The organism is Pseudokineococcus basanitobsidens (assembly GCF_037482545.1).
Classification (GTDB): domain Bacteria; phylum Actinomycetota; class Actinomycetes; order Actinomycetales; family Quadrisphaeraceae; genus Pseudokineococcus; species Pseudokineococcus basanitobsidens.
Map to the genome: position 1 here is coordinate 330581 of NZ_JBBIAA010000002.1, position 16652 is coordinate 347232.

15 protein-coding genes are annotated in these 16652 nt (G+C 75.8%); 7 read left to right on the plus strand and 8 right to left on the minus strand.

Annotated elements, in window-relative coordinates; genetic code table 11:
- Window positions 1–16 precede the first annotated feature (16 nt).
- From sucC to WDZ17_RS03865, 3 genes are all read left to right on the plus strand, one after another.
- On the plus strand, window positions 17–1183 hold the full coding sequence (gene sucC / locus WDZ17_RS03855) for an ADP-forming succinate--CoA ligase subunit beta (protein ID WP_339573804.1): 1167 nt from the start codon (window positions 17–19) through the stop codon (window positions 1181–1183).
- 14 nt (window positions 1184–1197) lie between these two features.
- Window positions 1198–2106: a succinate--CoA ligase subunit alpha gene (gene sucD, locus WDZ17_RS03860; protein WP_339573805.1), complete on the plus strand. Its 909-nt coding sequence runs from the start codon at window positions 1198–1200 to the stop codon at window positions 2104–2106.
- A 139-nt stretch (window positions 2107–2245) separates the two neighbouring features.
- Window positions 2246–3721 (plus strand): cell division protein PerM, encoded by a 1476-nt coding sequence (locus tag WDZ17_RS03865; protein ID WP_339573806.1) that lies wholly within the window; start codon window positions 2246–2248, stop codon window positions 3719–3721.
- A gap of 42 nt (window positions 3722–3763) precedes the next feature.
- Here WDZ17_RS03865 and WDZ17_RS03870 read toward each other — a convergent pair whose 3' ends face one another.
- Window positions 3764–4252: a hypothetical protein gene (locus tag WDZ17_RS03870; protein ID WP_339573807.1), complete on the minus strand. Its 489-nt coding sequence runs from the start codon at window positions 4250–4252 to the stop codon at window positions 3764–3766.
- Between the two features lie 138 nt (window positions 4253–4390).
- Between WDZ17_RS03870 and purN the strand changes: the two genes are divergently transcribed.
- From purN to WDZ17_RS03885, 3 genes are all read left to right on the plus strand, one after another.
- Window positions 4391–5071, plus strand: a complete 681-nt coding sequence (gene purN, locus WDZ17_RS03875) for a phosphoribosylglycinamide formyltransferase (protein WP_339573808.1) — start codon at window positions 4391–4393, stop codon at window positions 5069–5071.
- Window positions 5072–5142: 71 nt separating this feature from the next.
- Entirely contained in the window at window positions 5143–6744 is a 1602-nt protein-coding gene (gene purH, locus WDZ17_RS03880) for a bifunctional phosphoribosylaminoimidazolecarboxamide formyltransferase/IMP cyclohydrolase (RefSeq protein ID WP_422631813.1), read from the plus strand.
- Between the two features lie 3 nt (window positions 6745–6747).
- Window positions 6748–7119: a DUF3017 domain-containing protein gene (locus WDZ17_RS03885; protein WP_339573810.1), complete on the plus strand. Its 372-nt coding sequence runs from the start codon at window positions 6748–6750 to the stop codon at window positions 7117–7119.
- A gap of 97 nt (window positions 7120–7216) precedes the next feature.
- On the opposite strand, the gene WDZ17_RS03890 is transcribed toward WDZ17_RS03885, so the two are convergent.
- The gene (locus WDZ17_RS03890; RefSeq protein WP_339573811.1) at window positions 7217–8233 is read right to left on the minus strand and encodes a malate dehydrogenase; all 1017 of its coding nucleotides are present in this window, start codon (window positions 8231–8233) and stop codon (window positions 7217–7219) included.
- 233 nt (window positions 8234–8466) lie between these two features.
- Between WDZ17_RS03890 and WDZ17_RS03895 the strand changes: the two genes are divergently transcribed.
- Entirely contained in the window at window positions 8467–9681 is a 1215-nt protein-coding gene (locus WDZ17_RS03895) for an NADP-dependent isocitrate dehydrogenase (protein WP_339573812.1), read from the plus strand.
- Between the two features lie 54 nt (window positions 9682–9735).
- Here the strand turns inward: WDZ17_RS03895 and WDZ17_RS03900 are convergent, their stop codons facing one another.
- From WDZ17_RS03900 to WDZ17_RS03925, 6 genes are all read right to left on the minus strand, one after another.
- On the minus strand, window positions 9736–10746 hold the full coding sequence (locus tag WDZ17_RS03900) for a cation diffusion facilitator family transporter (protein ID WP_339573813.1): 1011 nt from the start codon (window positions 10744–10746) through the stop codon (window positions 9736–9738).
- Window positions 10747–10809: 63 nt separating this feature from the next.
- Window positions 10810–11382 (minus strand): hypothetical protein, encoded by a 573-nt coding sequence (locus WDZ17_RS03905; protein ID WP_339573814.1) that lies wholly within the window; start codon window positions 11380–11382, stop codon window positions 10810–10812.
- A 67-nt stretch (window positions 11383–11449) separates the two neighbouring features.
- On the minus strand, window positions 11450–12454 hold the full coding sequence (locus WDZ17_RS03910) for an ABC transporter permease (RefSeq protein ID WP_339573815.1): 1005 nt from the start codon (window positions 12452–12454) through the stop codon (window positions 11450–11452).
- Window positions 12451–13377, minus strand: coding sequence for an ABC transporter permease (locus WDZ17_RS03915; RefSeq protein WP_422631814.1), 927 nt, complete (start codon window positions 13375–13377; stop codon window positions 12451–12453). The genes WDZ17_RS03910 and WDZ17_RS03915 overlap by 4 nt, the downstream gene beginning before the upstream one ends.
- A gap of 122 nt (window positions 13378–13499) precedes the next feature.
- The gene (locus tag WDZ17_RS03920) at window positions 13500–15188 is read right to left on the minus strand and encodes a sugar ABC transporter ATP-binding protein (RefSeq protein WP_339573817.1); all 1689 of its coding nucleotides are present in this window, start codon (window positions 15186–15188) and stop codon (window positions 13500–13502) included.
- 211 nt (window positions 15189–15399) lie between these two features.
- Entirely contained in the window at window positions 15400–16554 is a 1155-nt protein-coding gene (locus tag WDZ17_RS03925) for an ABC transporter substrate-binding protein (protein WP_339573818.1), read from the minus strand.
- Window positions 16555–16652 lie beyond the last annotated feature (98 nt).

Consider the following 16652-nt stretch of genomic DNA (forward strand, 5'->3'; position numbering starts at 1 on the left):
GAGGTGAGGATCGCTGGTGGACCTCTTCGAGTACCAGGCCCGGGACGTCTTCGAGCGGCACGGCGTCCCCGTGCTGCGCGGGCTCGTCGCCACGACGCCGCAGGAGGCGCAGGAGGCGGCGGAGCAGCTCGGCGGGGGCGTCGTCGTCGTCAAGGCGCAGGTCAAGACCGGCGGGCGCGGCAAGGCCGGCGGCGTCAAGGTCGCGAAGGGTCCCGAGGAGGCGCGCGCGCACGCCGAGGCGATCCTCGGCATGGACATCAAGGGCCACACCGTCCACCGGGTGATGGTCGCGGAGGGGGCGTCCATCGCCGAGGAGTTCTACTTCTCCCTCCTGCTGGACCGCTCCGAGCGCCGGCTGCTGGCGATGGCGTCCGTCGAGGGCGGCGTGGAGATCGAGCAGCTCGCGGTGGAGCGCCCGGAGGCGCTGGCCCGCGTGGCCGTCGACCCGCGGACGGGCGTGGACCGGGCGAAGGCCGAGGAGATCGCCGACGCCGCCGGCTTCGGCGACGACGTCCGGGCCGGCGTGGTCGAGGCCTTCCAGCGGCTGTGGGACGTCTACCGCGAGGAGGACGCGACGCTCGTCGAGGTCAACCCGCTGGTGCGCACGGAGTCCGGCGACGTCATCGCCCTCGACGGCAAGGTGACGCTGGACGAGAACGCCGCCTTCCGGCACGCCGACCACGCGCAGCTGGAGGACGCCGCCGCGGCGGACCCGCTCGAGGCGAAGGCCAAGGAGAAGGGCCTCAACTACGTCAAGCTCGACGGCGAGGTCGGCATCATCGGCAACGGCGCGGGGCTCGTCATGAGCACGCTCGACGTCGTCGCCTACGCCGGCGAGGCGCACGGCGTGCGGCCGGCCAACTTCCTCGACATCGGCGGCGGCGCCTCGGCGCAGGTCATGGCCGACGGCCTCGACGTCATCCTCGGCGACAGCCAGGTGCGCAGCGTGTTCGTCAACGTCTTCGGCGGCATCACGGCCTGCGACGCCGTCGCGAACGGCATCGTCTCGGCGCTCGGCATGCTCGGCGACGAGGCGACGAAGCCGCTCGTGGTGCGTCTCGACGGCAACAACGTCGCCGAGGGGCGACGGATCCTCGACGAGGCGGCGCACCCGCTGGTGACGGTCGTGGACACCATGGACGGGGCCGCCGCGACGGCGGCCGAGCTCGCGGCTGCGAAGTAAGGACGGACGAGAACATGGCGATCTTCCTCGACGAGAGCAGCACGGTCATCGTCCAGGGCATGACCGGCTCCGAGGGCACCAAGCACACGACGAGGATGCTCGCGTCCGGCACGCGCGTCGTCGGCGGCGTCAACCCCCGCAAGGCGGGGACGTCGCAGGACTTCTCCTTCACGACGACCGACGGCGAGGAGCGGACGGCGTCCGTGCCCGTCTTCGGCTCCGTCGCCGAGGCGATGGCGGAGACCGGCGCGGACACGTCGGTCCTCTTCGTGCCGCCCGCGTTCACCCGGGCCGCGGTCGTGGAGGCCGTCGACGCGGGCATCCCGCTGGCCGTGGTCATCACCGAGGGCGTCCCGGTCAAGGACACGGCGGAGTTCTACGCCTACGCCGCGGAGAAGGGCACCACCCGGCTCGTGGGCCCGAACTGCCCGGGCGTCATCAGCCCCGGCAAGGCCAACGCGGGCATCATCCCCGCCGACATCACCGGCCCCGGGCGCATCGGGCTGGTGTCCAAGTCGGGCACGCTGACCTACCAGATGATGTACGAGCTCCGCGACCTCGGGTTCTCGACGGCCGTCGGCATCGGGGGGGACCCGGTCGTGGGCACCACGCACATCGACGCCCTCGCCGCCTTCGAGGCGGACCCGGAGACCGACGCGGTCGTCATGATCGGCGAGATCGGCGGTGACGCGGAGGAGCGTGCGGCCGCCTACATCGCCGAGCACGTCACCAAGCCGGTGGTGGGCTACGTCGCGGGCTTCACCGCCCCGGAGGGCAAGACGATGGGCCACGCCGGCGCCATCGTCTCCGGCTCCGCCGGGACGGCCGAGGCCAAGAAGGAGGCCCTGGAGGCGGCCGGCGTGCGCGTCGGCAAGACGCCGTCGGAGACGGCGCGGCTGCTGCGCGAGGCCATCGGGGCCTGATCCCCGGCGCGACCCCTCGCCCCGGGCCGGCCCCTCCCGGAGGGGTCGACCGGCACGGGCACCGGTGGAGAACCTCCCGGTGCCCGTGCTGCGGCGTGGCGGGGGCCCCACCGCGCCGACGCGGGCGACCATGGCCGTGATGAGCGAGACGATCGAGCCCTCCGACCGCCCCGTCACGGGGGCCGCCGTCCTCCCCGGGCGCCGGGCGCCCGCCGGTCCCGAGCACGAGGACCGTGGTGGCGGGGCCCTGCTCACGTCACCGTTGCTGCTCGGCCTGCTCGCCGGGACGCAGGCGGTGCTCGGGTCGCTGCTCTGCGTCGTCGCCCCCGTCATGGCCGTGTGGCTCGTCGCCTCGCGGACCGGTGCGACGTGGGACGACGCCCTGCGCGTCGCCGCCGACGGCTGGCTCCTGGCCCACGGGTCCGTCCTGGCCGTCCCGGGAGGACGGCTCGGCCTGTGGCCCCTGGGCCTGGCCCTGCTGCCGGTGGCCTGGTCGGTGTCCGCGGGGCGTCGCACCGCCGTCGCCCTGGAGGCGACGCACCCGGCGGGCCGCGCCCCCCGGCAGGGGCTCGACGGCGCGCTCGTCGCGGCCCTGGCGGGCGTCGTCGTGGCCCACGTCGTGCTCGCCGTCGTCGTGGCCCTCGTCGCCGGCTCGTCGGCGGTCCGGCCCGCCCTCGGGGCCACCGCCCTCGGCGCCGCCGTCGTGGCCGGGGCCGCCGCCGGGGCCGCCCTGGCCTCGGCGCGCCTGCACCTGTCGGTGCCCCGCGTCGGACGTCGGGCGCGAGGCCGCGCGGCCGGGCGCGAGCCCGTGGGGGACGCGCCGAGCCTGCGCGGTGCGCTGGCCGACCTCGTCCACCTCCCGCGGCCCGCCCGGGCGGTCGTCGCCGCCGGTGGACGGTCGCTGCTGTGGTGCCTGCTCGGCGCCGGCGCCGTGCTCCTCGTGTCCCTCGTCGCGGGCGCCGGCCAGGTGGTCGACCTGCACCGGGCGCTGGACGCCGGGGTGGTCGGGGGGGCCGTGCTGCTCGTCGGGCAGCTGCTGCTCCTGCCCACCGCGCTGGTGTGGGCGCTGTCGTGGGTCGCCGGCCCCGGGTTCGCCGTCGGCGAGGGCACCTCGGTCACCCCGGGGGGCACCGACCTGGGGGCCCTGCCCGCGCTCCCGCTCCTCGGCGGGCTGCCGCAGCAGGGGACCGGGGGAGGGGCGCTGTGGGTCGTGCTGCTGCTGCCCGTCGCCGCGGGTGCGGTGGCGGCGCTCCGGCTGCGGCGCTCCGCCCCCCTCGCCGTCCGCCCGGCTCCCACGGCGGCGGACGCGGGGCACGGCGCCCTGCGGCGGGCAGGGGCGGAGGTCCTGCGCCGCGGCCGGCCGGCCCTCCTGCGCGCGCTCGGCGTCGGTGTCGTCGCCGGCGTCGGCGCGGCCCTGCTCGCGGCCGCGTCGTCCGGCCCGGTCGGCCCCGGGGCCCTCGACGTCGTGGGCCCGCGCTGGTGGGCCACCGGCGGTGCGGTGGGCGGCCTGGTCCTGCTGGGCGCCGCGGCGGCCCTGCTCGCCCCCGGTCGGGGCGTCGCCCCGCCCGGCGGCGACGCGCCCCCGCCCGGCGCGGACGACAAGCTCGGCGGCTGACACCGCCGGGGGCCACGGCCCCCCCTCGTCGAACGGGGGTGCTCAGCCCGACCCGGCGCCCCCGACCTGCTCGAGCCAGCTGGTCGTCCGCTGCGTGAACTCGTCCTGGCAGGTCGTGCGCGCCTGCGCCGTCACGGCGCCCTCGAGGCACTCGCGGAGGCTGCCCTGGAGCGGCCACAGCAGCAGGGCGGCGCTCTGGACGAGGAGCACGAGCAGCGCCAGCACGAGGCCGGCCGACAGGACGGCGGCGCTGCCGCGGCGCCGTGCCCGCAGGCTCGCCGCGAGCGCGAGCCCGCCGACGACGAGCGCGGCGACCGTGAACCCCAGCCCCACCGCGGCCCAGGGCTGCGGCAGGCGCGCCGCCAGCAGCGCCCCCAGCAGCAGCAGGGAGAACAGGAGCGCGCGCCGTGCCGCCTCGGCGGCCGCCTCCGGAGGCGGTGCCCCGGGACGGCCGCCCCCGCCGTCGGGGGCCCCGGGGCGCGAGGACCCCGTGGGTGGCGCGGGTGGGGTGGGGCTGCCCGGGCGGGCCACGGCGTCCTCCTGTGCTGGTCGTGCGCTCGGTCGACGGTCCCCGGTCACGCCCCCCGGGGGGCGAGGTGAGGAGGCGCCGGACCTGCGACCTCGCGTGCCCGGCGTCCCGGGGGGACCGTCCGGCTATGGTCTCCGACCGTGGCGGCACGCGGGACGGCGACCCCTGGAGGTCCTGCGGACGGCCCCGACGGCGCAGGACGGACGGCCCCCGCCCGGCTCGTCGTCCTCGTCTCCGGCACGGGCACGAACCTCGGCGCCCTGCTGGAGGCCTCGGTCGAGCCGGCCTGGGGGGCGTACGTCGTCGGCGTCGTCTCCGACCGGGCCGACGCCCCGGCGCTGCGTCGCGCCGAGGCGGCGGGGGTGCCCGTGCACGTCGTGCCCGTCGCCGACCACCCCGACCGCGCGGCCTGGGACGCGGCGCTCACCCGGGCCGTGGCGGCCCTCGAGCCCGACCTCGTCGTCCTCGCCGGCTTCATGCGTCTCGTGGGGCCCGCGTTCCTCGGTCGGCTCGGCGGCCGCGTCGTCACCACGCACCCCGCCCTCTCGCCGTCCTTCCCCGGCGTGCGCGCCCCGGCCGACGCGATCGCCTACGGCGTGAAGGTCACGGGCGCGACCGTCCTGCTCGTGGACGAGGGCGTCGACACCGGCGCCGTCGTCGCGCAGACGGCCGTCCCGGTCCGCGACGACGACGACACCGCGTCGCTGCACGAGCGCATCAAGGCCGCCGAGCGCCCGCTCCTCGTCGACGTCGTCGGCCGGATGGCGCGCCGCGGCTGGTCGACCTCGCCCGACAACCCCCGGAAGGTGCTTCTCCCGTGACCGTCCCCGCCGCCGCCGGCGCCCCCGTCCCCGCCGCCGACCGGTCCTCCGACGGCGCCGGCCGTCGTCCCCTGCGCCGGGCGCTCGTCTCGGTGTGGGACAAGAGCGGGCTGGAGGAGCTGGCCCGCGGGCTGCACGAGGCCGGCGTCGAGCTCGTCTCGACCGGCTCGACGGCCGCCCGCATCGCCGGCGCTGGCGTCCCCGTCACCGCCGTCGAGGAGCTGACCGGCTTCCCCGAGTGCCTCGACGGGCGGGTCAAGACCCTGCACCCGCGCGTGCACGCCGGCGTCCTCGCCGACCTGCGGCGTCCCGAGCACGTCGCCCAGCTCGCGGACCTCGGCGTCGAGCCCTTCGACCTCGTCGTCGTCAACCTGTACCCCTTCGAGCAGACGGTGGCGAGCGGCGCGGACGTCGACCAGTGCGTCGAGCAGGTCGACGTCGGCGGACCGACGATGGTGCGCGCCGCGGCGAAGAACCACCCGAGCGTCGCCGTCGTCACCTCGCCGGACGGCTACGACCAGGTCCTGGCCGCGGCCGCGGGCGGCGGCTTCACCCTCGCCGAGCGGGCCCGCCTCGCGGCTCGCGCCTTCGCGGTCACGGCGGCCTACGACGCCGCCGTCGCCGCGTGGACCCGGGACGTGCTCGTCCCCGCCGCGGCCGGCGAGGCCCCCGAGGTCTCCGAGGCCCCCGAGGCCCCGCGGGACGACGCCGGCGCGGGCGCACCGCCGGCCCGCGTCGACCAGGTCTGGGAGCGCGCCGAGGTGCTGCGGTACGGCGAGAACCCGCACCAGGCCGCCGCGCTGTACCGCCCCGCCGGAGCGGCGCCCACCGGGCTCGCCGGTGCGGAGCAGCTCCACGGCAAGCCGATGAGCTTCAACAACTGGACGGACGCGGACGCCGCCTGGCGCGCCGCCCACGACCACGAGCAGACGTGCGTGGCCGTGGTCAAGCACGCCAACCCGTGCGGCATCGCGGTGGCGGACGACGTCGCCGCCGCCCACCGCGCCGCGCACGCCTGCGACCCGGTGTCGGCGTTCGGCGGCGTCATCGCCGTCAACCGGCCCGTGAGCGCCGCGATGGCCGAGCAGGTGGCCGAGGTCTTCACCGAGGTGGTCGTCGCCCCCGGCTTCGCCGACGGCGCCCTGGACGTGCTCACGCGCAAGAAGAACGTCCGGCTGCTGCGCGTCGGCTCGCCCTCGGGAGGCGACCGGCTCGAGCTCAAGCCCGTGGACGGCGGGCTGCTCGTCCAGACCGCGGACCGGCTGCAGGCGCCGGGGGACGACCCGGCCACGTGGGAGCTGGCCACGGGAGAGGCCGCGGCCGAGGACGTGCTGGCGGACCTGGCCTTCGCCTGGCGCGCCGTGCGCGCCGTCCGGTCCAACGCGGTGCTGCTCGCCCGCGGTCTCGCGACCACCGGCGTGGGGATGGGGCAGGTGAACCGCGTCGACTCCGCGCGGCTGGCGGTGGCACGGGCGGGCGAGCGGGCTGCGGGCTCCGTCGCCGCCTCCGACGCCTTCTTCCCCTTCGCCGACGGGCTCCAGGTCCTGCTCGACGCCGGCGTGCGCGCCGTCGTCCAGCCGGGCGGCTCGGTGCGCGACGAGGAGGTCGTCGCCGCCGCCCGGGCCGCCGGCGCCACCGTGTACCTCACGGGCACCCGGCACTTCACCCACTGACCGGTGGCCGCGACGACCGGTGCCGGCGGGGACCCGCGGGACGACGCGGGCGCCACCGCCGCGTCCGGGCGGGCGGAGGAGGACGACGCCCGCGCGGTCCGGCGGCACGGGAGCCTGGTGCTCGCCCTCGTGGCCGCCCTCGTCGTCGGGGCCCTGCTCGCCGGCCTCGTCGCGGGCTTCCGGGTCACCGGCGTCGTCCTCGGCCTGGGGCTCGTCGCGCTGGCCGTCGTGCGGGTCGCCGGCTCCTCGCGCCTGGTCGGCCCCCTCGCCGTGCGGTCCCGCGCCGTCGACACCGTCGTGGCGCTCGTCCTGGCCGTCGGGCTCCTCGGCCTCTCGGTGACGACGCCGGGCGCCGTCCCCGGACCGGTGCCCTGAGGTCGCCGCCGTCGGGCACCTCTCCCGGCTCGGGTCCGGAGGGCACCCCGGGAGGACGCGTCCCCCGGGGAGCCCGGGCTCCCCGGGGGACGCCGCCTCAGCCCAGCAGGCCCATGCCCGCCACGGCCTCCCGCTCGTCGGCGAGCTCGGCGACGCTGGCGTCGATGCGCTGCCGCGAGAAGTCGTCCACCTCGAGCCCCTGCACGACCTCCCACTCCCCGTCCCGCGTGGTCACCGGGAAGCTGGAGACCAGGCCCTCCGGGACGCCGTAGGAGCCGTCCGACCGCACCGCCATGGACGTCCACGAGCCCTCGGGCGTCCCGGTGAGCCAGGTGCGGACGTGGTCGATCGCCGCGTTCGCGGCCGAGGCCGCGGAGGAGGAGCCACGGGCCTCGATGATCGCGGCCCCCCGCTTCTGGACCGTGGGGATGAAGTCGTGCTCGACCCACCCCTGGTCGACGACCTCGGGGGCGGGGCGACCGCCGACGAGGGCGTGGGTGAGGTCGGGGTACTGCGTGGCCGAGTGGTTGCCCCAGATCGCGAGCCGGGAGACGTCGGCCACGCGGGCTCCCGCCTTCTGCGCCAGCTGGGTGACCGCGCGGTTGTGGTCCAGGCGGGTCATCGCCGTGAAGCGCTCGGCGGGGACGCCGTCGGCGTTGTTCATGGCGATGAGGCAGTTGGTGTTCGCCGGGTTGCCGACGACGAGCACGCGCAGGTCGTCGGCGGCCGACGCGGCGAGCGCCCGTCCCTGCCCCGTGAAGATGGCGCCGTTCGCCTCCAGCAGGTCGCCGCGCTCCATGCCCTTGGTGCGCGGGCGCGAGCCGACGAGCATCGCGACGTTCGCGCCCGAGAAGGCGGTGGCCGCGTCGTCGCTGATGTCGACGCTCTCCAGCAGCGGGAAGGCGCAGTCGTCGAGCTCCATCGCGACGCCCTCGGCAGCCCCGAGGGCCGGCGTGATCTCGAGGATCCGCAGCCGGACGGGGACGTCGGGCCCGAGCAGCGCGCCGCTCGCGATCCGCGGGAGGAGGCTGTAGCAGATCTGCCCGGCCCCTCCCGTGACGGCGACGGTGACGGGCGCGTGCCCGGACGTCGTGGTCGGCGTGGCGGAGGTCATGGGTGCGGCTCACTCCTTCGTGCCCGGCGCGGGTGCGCCTCGGCGGCAGGTGCGGTCACCGGTCGGCCCGGCGCTGCCGCGACCGTATCGCCGCCGGGTCCGCCCGGCGGGTCGGACGGGGCGGGCCCTGCGCCGGCCGGTGCCGTGCGCGTCCTGCGGCGCGGGCGGCGGACCCGGTACTTTGACGTCGAGACATCTGCGACCCACCCGCTCGCGACGAGGAGAGCCACCGCATGCCCAAGATCAAGGTCGAGGGGACCGTCGTCGAGCTCGACGGCGACGAGATGACCCGGATCATCTGGCAGTTCATCAAGGACCGCCTGATCCACCCGTACCTCGACGTCGACCTCGAGTACTACGACCTGGGGATGGAGCACCGCGACGCGACCGACGACCAGGTCACGGTCGACGCGGCGCACGCCATCGCGAAGCACGGCGTCGGCGTCAAGTGCGCGACGATCACGCCGGACGAGGCGAGGGTCGAGGAGTTCGGCCTCAAGAAGATGTGGCGCTCCCCGAACGGGACGATCCGCAACATCCTCGGCGGGGTCATCTTCCGTGAGCCCATCGTCATCTCGAACATCCCGCGCCTCGTGCCGGGCTGGACCAAGCCGATCATCGTCGGCCGCCACGCCTTCGGGGACCAGTACCGCGCCACCGACTTCCGCTTCCCGGGGGAGGGGACGCTGACGGTCTCCTTCCAGCCCGCCGACGGCTCCGAGCCCATCGAGCACGAGGTCTTCAGGTCCCCCGGGCCGGGCGTCGCGGTGGCCATGTACAACCTCGACGAGTCCATCCGCGACTTCGCCCGCAGCTCGATGAACTACGGCCTGGACCGCGGGTACCCCGTGTACCTGTCGACGAAGAACACGATCATGAAGGCCTACGACGGGCGCTTCAAGGACATCTTCGCCGAGGTCTTCGAGGCCGAGTTCGCCGAGAAGTTCGCCGCCGCCGGCATCACCTACGAGCACCGCCTCATCGACGACATGGTCGCGGCGTCGCTGAAGTGGGAGGGCGGCTACGTCTGGGCGTGCAAGAACTACGACGGCGACGTCCAGTCCGACACCGTGGCCCAGGGCTTCGGCTCGCTCGGGCTCATGACGTCGGTGCTCACCTCGCCGGACGGGCGCACCGTCGAGGCCGAGGCGGCGCACGGCACCGTGACCCGTCACTTCCGCCAGCACCAGCAGGGGAAGCAGACCTCGACGAACCCCATCGCGTCGATCTACGCCTGGACCCGCGGGCTGGCGCACCGTGGGCGCCTGGACGGCACGCCGGCGGTCACCGAGTTCGCCGAGACGCTCGAGGACGTCGTCGTGAAGACCGTCGAGAGCGGCAAGATGACGAAGGACCTCGCGATGCTCGTCGGCCCGGAGCAGGAGTGGCTGTCCACCGAGGAGTTCCTCGCCGCCCTGGACGAGAACCTCTCGGCACGCCTGGCCTGAGACCGCTCGACGAAGGGCCCGCCACCGACCACGGTGGCGGGCCCTTCGTCGCACCTACCGCTCGCCCTCCCCGTCCGGCTCCCCGTCCGGACCGCCCTGAGGTGCCCGCGGCAGGTCCGGCTCGAGGTAGATGACGCGGGCGATCGGCACGGCGGCCCGGACCCGGCGCTCGGCCGCGTCGATGGCGTGGGCCACGTCGTCGGCCGTGCTCGCCCCGGGGACGGCGATCTTGGCGCCGACGAGCAGCTCCTCGGGACCGAGGTGCAGCGTGCGCAGGTGGATGACGCCGGTGACGCCGTCCCCGGGCAGCGCCGCCTCGATCGCCCGCACCTGGGACGGGCGGGCGCCCTCGCCGACCAGGAGCGACTTCATCTCCACGGCGAGCACGACGGCGACGGCCGTCAGCAGCAGCCCGATGGCCGCGGTGCCCGCGGCGTCCCAGCGCCCGTCCCCGGTGAGGAGTGTCAGGCCCACGCCGACCAGCGCGAAGACGATGCCCAGCAGCGCGGCGCTGTCCTCCAGCAGCACGACGGGCAGCTCGGGCGCCCGCGCCGTGCGCACGAAGCGCGGCAGGCTCTGGTCCCCGCGCGCCTCGTGCGCCTCGTGCACCGCCGTCCGCAGGCTCAGCCCCTCCATGACGAAGGCGACGACCAGGACGACGACGGGGACCCAGCGCCAGGCGGTGATCGGCTCGGGCTCCTGGAACTTCTCGTAGGCCTCGAAGAGCGCGAAGAGCCCGCCCAGCGTGAACAGCACGACGGCGACGACGAAGCCGTAGACGTAGCGCTCGCGCCCGAACCCGAAGGGGTGCTCCGGCGTCGCGCTGCGCCGGGACTGCTTGCCGCCGACGAGCAGCAGCACCTGGTTGCCGGAGTCCGCGAGGGAGTGCACGGACTCAGCGAGCATCGCCGACGACGCCGTGAGGAGGTAGGCGAGGAACTTCGTCACCGCGATGCCGAGGTTCGCCGCGAGCGCGGCGAGGATCGCCGTGGTCGAGCCGGTGTGGCCGCCCCCGCCCTCGGCCTCGTGGTCCTGCTGCTCCGCGCGGGCGGACGTGTCGGTCATGGGGAGAGGGGAGCACACGCGCGCCCGGTGCGGCGGCGGCGCGCCGCACCGCCTCCCGCGGGCTCACCCGGCGAAGACGTCGTCCTCCAGCCGGAGGTCGAGCTCCTCGACGCGCAGGACGAGGGCGGGGGAACCGCCCCGGGGGCCGACCTCCAGCGGCAGACCGCTGCCCCGGTCGAGGACCACGGACGTGGGGCCGGCGGTGCGGCGGCCCCGCTGCGGCGGGCCGAGCCCGGCGACGTCGCCCTGCACGGCGGGCGTGCCGTCGACCACGACTTCCCGGACCTCGCAGAGCCGCAGGGCCGCCACCGCGTCCCGCCGCGCCCGCGAGGGCAGCGCCCCGGCGACGGGGGGCAGGCCGGTGGCCAGCGCCAGCGGGTCGAGCAGGACGCGCAGCGCGTCGTGCTCGTCCAGAGCGTCGGCGAGCGCCCGGGCGACCACCCGCCCCGCGGCGTCCTCGACCCGGACGCCCGCCGGCACGCCCATGAGCGGACGACGCAGCAGCAGCCGGGCGGCGCCCTCCGGGACGACGCCGCCGCCGCGCACGACCCGGACCCGCGCCGAGGACCACCAGCCGCCCGTCGCGTCGAGCAGGCCGCGCAGGACCGTGGTGGCTCCGGGCTCCGCGGCGGTCACCCCCCGGACGGTAGCCGGGCGGGAGCCGCGGGCCGCCGGGACCGCGGCGTCGCGGCCGACGGGGTCGCTACGGGCTCTGACGCCGCGCCAGCAGGGTCTGGACGACGACGACGGCGACGAGGAAGGCGCCGTTGACGACGAGCTGGTAGGAGGAGTCGAGGCTGCCGACCTGGTTGATGATGTTGGCGATGACGCCGAGCAGGACGACGCCGGCGAGCGTGCCGCCGGTCGAGCCCGCGCCGCCGGTCAGGAGGGTCCCGCCGATGACGACGGCCGAGATGGCCGTGAGCTCCAGGCCCACCCCGACGATCGTCACGCCCGCGCCCGAGCGGGCCGTCGACATCGTCCCGGCGAAACCTGCGAGCAGCCCCGAGGACGTGTAGGCGAGGAGCTTCGTGCGGTCGACGGCCAGCCCCATCAGGCGGGAGGCGTCCTCGCCACCGCCGACGGCGAGGACCGTCTGCCCGTAGCCGGTGCGCTGCAGCACCAGCGCACCGAGCGCGTAGAGGCCGACGACCACGACCACCGGCCACGGCAGCCCGAGCACGCTGCCCCGGCCCAGCACGGTCAGCGCGGTGCCGTCCGGGACCAGGTACGTCGTCTGGCCGCCGTCGGACAGCGCGAGCAGGAGGCCGCGGGCGAAGAGCAGCGAGGCCAGCGTGACGATGAAGGGCGCCATCCGCACGCGGGTGACGAGCAGCCCGTTGACGAGGCCGATGCCGCCGCACAGCGCCAGCGGCACGCCGAGCGCCGCGAGCGTGCCGTACTGCGAGGCCCAGGCGGTCACCACACCGCCGAGGGCGAAGACCGAGCCCACCGACAGGTCGATGCCCCCCGTGATGATGACGAACGTCATCCCGAGCGCGATGACGGCCAGGAAGGAGCTCTGCACGGCGATGTTCTCGGCGTTGCGGAGCGAGGCGAAGTCGTCGAAGACGACGCTCGCGACCACGACGACGAGCACGAGCACGACGACCGAGCCCCGCCGCTGGGCCACCTCGGCGAACCGTCCGGCCGTCCGTCCGCGGCGGGTGCCCGTGCCCGCGGTCGCCGTGGTGGTCGCTGCGCTCACGAGGCCCTCCTGCGGCCGAGCTGGATCCAGACGGCGGCGACGATGATGCCGGCCTGCACCATCTGCGCCGTCGCGTAGCTGAGGTCGTTCGAGATGAGCAGCGCCGTGATGAGCTGCACGAGCAGTGCGCCCGCGACGGTGCCGAGCACCCGTACCCGGCCGCCCGACAGCGGCGTGCCGCCGATGACGACGGCGGTGATGGCGCTGAGCTCCAGGAGCTCCCCGAGGGTGTTGGGCGTGCTCGCCCCGAGCCGTGCCGTCGCGAGCAGCCCGGCCACCGCCGCGAGCACCCCCGAGACGACGTAGACGGTGACGAGCACGCGCCGCACGGGCAGGCCGGCGAGCCGGCTGGCCGTCCGGTTTCCCCCGATGGCGACGAGCTGGCGGCCGAAGGTGGTCCGCTGCACGACGAGGGCGACGACGACGACGAGGACGGCGGCCACGACGACGACGTACGGGACGCCGAGCACCTCCCCCCGGCCGAGCTGGAGCACCGTCGGGTTGATGATCTGCGTCTGGCGGCCGCCGCCGACCACCGTCGCGAGCCCGCGCAGGCCGACGAGGAGCGCGAGCGTCGCGACGATGGGCTGGACGCGGACGAAGGCGACGAGGGACCCGGCGACGGACCCGGTCACGACGCCGACGACGACCACGGCCAGCAGACCGCCGACCGCGCCGTAGCCGAGGTACAGCGGCAGGACGGCGGCGGAGACCGCCATGACCGACCCGACCGAGAGGTCGATCCCCTCCGTGCCGATGACGAGCGCCATCCCCAGGGACACGACCAGGACGGGCACCACCTGGATCAGCTGCGTGCGCAGACCGCCCAGCGACACGAAGCCGGGCGTGGTCACGAGCGCGACGACCAGCACGAGGACGATCGCCGCGTAGACGCCGTAGTCCTGGAACCACCCCGGCCGCAGGCGCGGCCGGCTGCGACGGCCCGGGCCGGTGGAACCGGCGCGGTCGCGCCGGGTCCCCGCCTCCCCGTCGTCCGTCGCCGGCGGCCGTGCAGCCGTCGCGGCCGCCGGTGTCCTGCGCTCGCTCACCGCGCTCCTCCCGTGGTCCTGCTCGTCGTCGGGCCGGTGCTCGTGCCTCCGCCGGCGGGTCCGTCGGGCGCGCCGGCGCAGGCACGGGCACCGTCCCGGTCGGCCGCGCCCGCGATGACGGACATCAGCTCGTCCTCGCGCACGAGCGCGCCCGTCAGCTCGCCCGCGACGGCGCCCTCGCGCAGCACGACCACGCGGTCGGCGCCGCGTACGAGCTCGTCGAGCTCGCTGGAGATGAGGACGACGCCGAGACCCTCGGCCGCCAGCTCGTCCACCAGGCCCTGCACCTCGGCCTTCGCGCCGACGTCGATCCCGCGCGTCGGCTCGTCGAGCAGCAGCACGGTCGGGTGCGTCGCCAGCCAGCGGGCGAGCAGCACCTTCTGCTGGTTGCCGCCGCTCAGCTCGGAGACGGGTTGCTCCGGTGAGGACACCTTGATCCGCAGCCGCCGCACGAACGTCTCGACGACGGCGTCCTGCCTCGCCCGCGACACGAGCCCGCCGGGGGACAGCCGCGGCAGCGCGGCGAGGACGATGTTCTCGCGCACGGACAGCCCGGGGACGATGCCCTCCGTCTTGCGGTCCTCGGCGAGCATGGCGACGCCGGCCCGGAGCGAGCCCGCCGGCCGGCCCGGGCGCAGGCGGCTCCCGCGCACCCGGACCTGCCCGTCGTCGACGGGCAGCGCCCCCGCCACGGCCTTCACCGTCTCCGTGCGGCCCGCGCCCAGGAGGCCGCCGAGCCCCACGACCTCGCCCGGCGCCACGGAGAAGGTGACGTCGCGCACCGACGTCCCGCTGCGCAGGCCGTCCACCTCGAGGACGGGGGCCTCGTCCGACGAGGTCTGCCCGTCGTCCCGCGAGCGCTCGGTGCGGGCGTCGACCGACCGCCCGAGCATGAGCCGGACGAGCTCGAGCCGCTCGAGCCCGGCGAGCTCGCCGGTGTGCACCACGCGCCCGTCCCGCATCACGGTCACGCGGTCGCAGACCCGGTACAGCTCGTCCATCCGGTGGCTCACGTAGACGATGGCGACGCCGCTCGCGTGCAGGCGGTCCATCGTCGCGAAGAGGACCTCCACCTCGCGCGGCTCGAGGGAGCTCGTCGGCTCGTCCATGACGAGGACCTGGGCGTCGGTGGAGACGGCGCGCGCCAGCGCCACCATCTGCTGCGTGCCCAGCCCCAGCGTGCGCAGGGGCCTCGTCGGGTCGACCGGGACGCCCAGGTCGGCGAGCAGCGCCCCGGCGTCCCGGTTCATCCGTCGGAAGTCGACGAGCCCCAGCCGCGTGCGTGGCTCGCGACCGAGGAAGACGTTGCGCGCGACGCTCTGGAGGCCGACGAGGTTGACCTCCTGGTAGATCGTGCTGATGCCGGCGTCCTGGGCCTCGGACGGCTTCGTGAAGCGGACCCGCTCCCCGCGGTAGCGCACCTCGCCCTCGTCGGCGCGGTGCACCCCCGTGAGCACCTTGATCAGCGTCGACTTGCCGGCGCCGTTCTCCCCGACCAGCGCGTGCACCTCACCCCGGCGCAGCGTGAAGTCGACGTCGTCCAGGGCCCGGGCCCCGGGGAACTCCTTGACGACGCCCCGCACCTCGAGGACGGGCTCGCCGGGCTCCCCCCGGGACCCGGGCTCCTCGCCCCGGTGCGGCGGGGCCGCGCGACGGCCCGCGGTCGTGCTGCCTGTGCTGCTCATGCGTCCTCCAGCTCGCGCTCGACCGCTGGGCACGGGGCCCGGGGCGGCGCCCCTGCTCGGGGCGGGCGGCGCACGCCGCCCNGCGGTCGTGCTGCCTGTGCTGCTCATGCGTCCTCCAGCTCGCGCTCGACCGCTGGGCACGGGGCCCGGGGCGGCGCCCCTGCTCGGGCCGGGCGGCGCACGCCGCCCGGCCCGTCCGAGTCCTCGGCGCCTAGAAGGCGTCGCCGATGCGGTCGGCGGCGTTGGACTCGTCGTACTCCCCGTCCTCGATGACGATGTCGACGGGGACCGGCTCGCCGGACAGGAACTGCTCGGCGGTGGAGAAGGCGAGCGGGCCGAAGCGCGGGTTCGACTCGATGACCGCGTTGTAGTCGCCGTCGACGATCGCCTGGACGGCGTTGCGGGTGCCGTCGATCGAGACGATCTTGACGTCCTGGCCCGGGTCCTTGCCCGCCGCCTGGATGGCGGTCAGGGCGCCGAGGCCCATCTCGTCGTTCTCCGCGTAGACGGCCGTGATGCCGGGGTTCGCCTGCAGCAGCTGCTCCATCACCTGCTGGCCCGTCGAGCGGGAGAACTCGCCGGTCTGCTGGGCCACGACCTCGAGGTCGGGCGCCTGCTCCTGGAGGGTCTCGACGAAGCCGTCGGTGCGACCGGTCGTCACGTTGTTCCCGGACGTGCCGAGCAGGATGGCGACCTGCCCCTCACCGCCCGTCGTGTCGATCATCGCCTCGGCGGCACGGACACCCTGGTCGTAGAAGTCCGACCCGAGGAAGGTGACGTAGTCGACGCACGGCTCCGCGTTGAGCTTCCGGTCGATCGTGATGACGGGCACGCCCTGGTCCCGGGCCTGGGCGAGCGCCGGCTCCAGCCCGTCGGAGTTGAGGGGTGCGACGATCAGGAGCTCCGCGCCCTGGGCGAGCATGTCCTGGATGTCGGAGACCTGCTTGGAGAGCTGGTTGTTGGCGTTGGTCGTCAGCAGGTCCTCCACGCCGGCCTCCGCGGCGGCGTCGCGGATCGACTGGGTCTCCGCGACGCGGAAGGGCGCGGACTCGGGCTCGGACTGCGAGAAGCCGACGACCGTCTCCGAGAGGTCCATCTCCTCGGCGCCGTAGTCGGCGATCGAGCAGGTCTCCCCGCCGGCGCCCGACGCGGTGGGCGTCACCGCCTCGGCGGCCGGCCCCCCGCCGGCGCTGCCCGCGTCCGTGCTGCCCGAAGGGGTCTCGGAGTTCGCGCAGCCGGCGAGGGCGAGGCCGAGGGCGGCCGTCGCCACGAGCAGGGAGGAGCGCCGCCGGCGCCCCCGCCCGTGGGTGCGAGGAGGGCCGTCGGTCGCGGTCGGGTCGCTGCTCGCCGAGAGGTGGGTCGTCATCGTCCGTGCTCCTTCGAGAGGACCTGCGTCGTCGTCAGGCCTGCGTCGTCGCTGTGTCGTCCGGGTGAGGCGTCGTCGGGTGCCGCGTCGTCCACGTG

Bases quoted from the DNA above. Each gene is read 5' to 3' on its own strand.
- WDZ17_RS03925 (WP_339573818.1), bottom strand. From the start codon at position 16,554: ATGACGACCCACCTCTCGGCGAGCAGCGACCCGACCGCGACCGACGGC.
- WDZ17_RS03895 (WP_339573812.1), top strand. From the start codon at position 8,467: ATGCCCAAGATCAAGGTCGAGGGGACCGTCGTCGAGCTCGACGGCGAC.
- WDZ17_RS03900 (WP_339573813.1), bottom strand. From the start codon at position 10,746: ATGACCGACACGTCCGCCCGCGCGGAGCAGCAGGACCACGAGGCCGAG.
- WDZ17_RS03920 (WP_339573817.1), bottom strand. From the start codon at position 15,188: ATGAGCAGCACAGGCAGCACGACCGCGGGCCGTCGCGCGGCCCCGCCG.
- WDZ17_RS03890 (WP_339573811.1), bottom strand. From the start codon at position 8,233: ATGACCTCCGCCACGCCGACCACGACGTCCGGGCACGCGCCCGTCACC.
- WDZ17_RS03865 (WP_339573806.1), top strand. From the start codon at position 2,246: ATGAGCGAGACGATCGAGCCCTCCGACCGCCCCGTCACGGGGGCCGCC.
- sucD (WP_339573805.1), top strand. From the start codon at position 1,198: ATGGCGATCTTCCTCGACGAGAGCAGCACGGTCATCGTCCAGGGCATG.